The 2857-nt window shown below is 72.5% G+C and carries 2 protein-coding genes; both read left to right on the top strand.

Translation table 11 applies throughout. The annotated features are described in order from the left end of the window. On the top strand, positions 1 to 1933 hold a 1933-nt coding region (locus ACNPM4_RS17295; RefSeq protein WP_448986503.1), incomplete at its 5' end, for a DUF3418 domain-containing protein. A gap of 38 nt (positions 1934 to 1971) precedes the next feature. After that, positions 1972 to 2857, top strand: an 886-nt coding sequence (locus ACNPM4_RS17290; RefSeq protein ID WP_448986502.1) for a quinone oxidoreductase family protein, incomplete at its 3' end; no start/stop codon positions are given.

Raw genomic sequence — 2857 nt, 5'->3', positions numbered from 1 at the left:
GGCGTGGGCCGAACCGCTCGCCGGAGACCTCGCCAAGCGCCAGGTGACCGAGCCGCACTGGTCGAAGGATGCCGGCGCCGCCGTCGCGTTCGAGAAGGTGACGCTGTTCGGGCTCGAGATCATCCCGCGCCGCCGTGTGCAGTTCGCGCGCATCGACCGGGCCGCCTCGCGCGAGCTCTTCGTGCGCCATGCACTCGTCGAGGGCGAGTGGGATCCGACGCGGATCGACAAGCGGGTGAGCGCGTTCTGGCGCAGCAACGCAGAGCTGCGCAAGCGCCTCGAGAAGCTGGAGGAGCGCGAGCGCCGCCGCGACATCCTCGCCGGCGACGAGGCCGTGTTCCGGTTCTACGACGAGCGCATCCCCACCGACGTGTTCGACGTGCGGTCGTTCGAGAGCTGGTGGCGCGAGGCGATGGCCGCGACGCCGAAGCTGCTCGTGATGCGCGAGAGCGACCTGATCGACGACGAGGAGCGTGCCGACCAGCGCGAGTTCCCGACGCGGTGGACGCAGGGCGACCAGGTGCTCGGCCTCGCGTACCGGTTCGAGCCGGGTGCCGACGACGACGGTGTGAGCGTGGTCGTGCCGCTGCCGCTGCTCGCGCAGCTCGAGGACCGCGGCTTCGACTGGCAGGTTCCGGGCCTGCGCGCCGAGCTCGTCACCGGGCTGCTGCGCGCGCTGCCCAAGGCCATCCGCCGTCACGTCGTGCCCGCCGCGGACTGGGCCGAGAAGTTCGGTGCCGAGCTGGCCGAGCAGGGTCCGGAGTCGCACGGCGGCCTGCCGCCGCGCACGCTCAAGGAGGCACTGGCCCGGCTCATCCAGCCGCTCGCCAACCAGCTCGTCTCCGCCGCCGACTTCGACGACGAGCGCGTGCCGCCACACCTGCGCATGAACTTCCGCGCGGTCGACGAACGCGGCCGGGTGGTCGGCTCGGGTCGCGACCTGCGGGCGCTGCAGGCGCAGCTCTCCGACCGGGCGCGCAGCAGCGTGGCGCGATCGATCGCCGCGCCGCCGAAGTCCGGGCCCGTGAAGCCGGGGACTCTGAGCACGCCGAAGCGCCCGCAAGTGGAGCAGACCGGTCTGGTGGCGTGGACCTTCGGCGACCTGCCCGAGGTGCTCGACACCCGCGTCGCCGGCGGCGTCGTGCGCGGCTACCCGGCGATCGTCGACCAGGGCAAGACCGTGTCGGTGCGCGTCGAATCGACCCCGGATGCCGCGGCCGCCGCCACCCGCGACGGCGTGCTGCGGCTCGTGCTGCTGGGCGTCCCCTCCCCCTCGTCGTACGTGCAGGAGCACCTGACGAGCCAGGAGAAGCTCGCCCTCGCCGCCTCGCCGTACCAGTCCGCCGCCGCCCTCATCGAGGACTGCCGCGCGGCCGTCGCGCGGCAGGTCATCGAGCAGACGGCACCGGGCGGTATCGTGCGCAGTGAAGCCGACTTCGTCCGGGTGCGCGACGCCGTCTCGGGCGTGCTGGTCGATCAGCTCTTCGCGTGCGTCTCACTGGTGGCCCGCATCCTGACGAAGTCCCGCGATGTCGAACGCGGCATCAAGTCGCAGAACTCGCTCGCCCTGCTCGGCCCGCTGAACGACATCCGCACACAGCTGAGCGGCCTGCTGCATCCGGGCTTCGTCTCCGCGGCCGGAGTCGACCGTCTCGCACACTTCCCGCGCTACCTCGAAGGCATGCTCGACCGGCTGAAGACGCTCGGGAGCGAACCGGGCAAGGATCGTGCGCGCATGACCGAGTACGAACGGATGGCGAAGGCGTTCGAGGATGCGGGCGGCACCATCCCCCTTCCGTCCGACGCTCCCCCAGCACTCGTCGAGGTGCGCTGGCTGCTCGAGGAGTACCGCGTCAGCGTGTTCGCGCAGCGCCTCGGCACCGCGCAGCCGGTGTCGCCGCAGCGCATCATGAAGGTGCTGTCCGGACGCTGATCCGCGACGGCGGGCGTCAGCGCGGGTAGCCTGAATCCATGGCACGCGCGATCGTCTACACCGAGTTCGGCTCCCCCGATGTCCTGCATCTGATGGAGATCCCCGATCCCGTCGCGGCTCGCGGCGAGGTCGTGGTGCGCATCGAGGCGGCGGGGGCGAATCCCATCGACGCCAAGCTGCGCAGTGCCAAGCGTCCGTCTCCTCCGATCACCGAGCCGCGTCCGGTCGGCTTCGACGGGGCCGGCGTGGTCGAGCTGCTCGGCGAGGGTGTCGACGACTTCGCGGTCGGCGACCGGGTGGCGATCCGTGACGCGCACGGCACCTACGCCTCGGCGATCGCGATCGACACCGAGAAGCTCGCGAAGCTCCCCGACTCCGTCACGGCCGCCGAAGGGGCGGCCATCGGGATCCCCGCGGGCACCGCGTACCAGTCGCTGCGCTCGCTCGGGGTCGCGGAGGGCGACGTGCTGCTCGTGCACGGCGGCTCCGGCTCGGTCGGACAGGCCGCCGTGCAGTTCGCGGTGGCCTGGGGCGCGAGCGTGATCGCGACGGCGAGCCCCGCCCGCCACGACCAGCTGCGCGAACTCGGCGCGATCCCCGTGGCCTACGGCGAGGGCCTGCTCGACCGCGTGCGCGACGCCGCCCCCTCAGCCGTCACCGTGGCGCTGGACTGCGCCGGCACCGACGAGGCCATCGAGACCTCGCTCGCACTCGTCGCCGACCGCGACCGGATCGCCACCATCGTGCGCGGCCCGGATTCCGCGTCCTTCGGCATCCGTGCGTTCTCCGGCGGCTCCCCGGTGCCCCTGACCGACGAGGAGCTCGCCTGGCGCGCCGAGGCGCTCGCCGAGACGATCGCCCTCCTCGACGCCGGCGACTTCGTGATCGAGCTCGGCCCCCAGCTGCCGCTGACCGAGGCGGCGC

This window comes from Microbacterium umsixpiens, assembly GCF_053543675.1.
The sequence above is the reverse complement of the archived record's forward strand: the minus strand, read 5'-3'. Positions and strand labels throughout refer to the sequence as shown.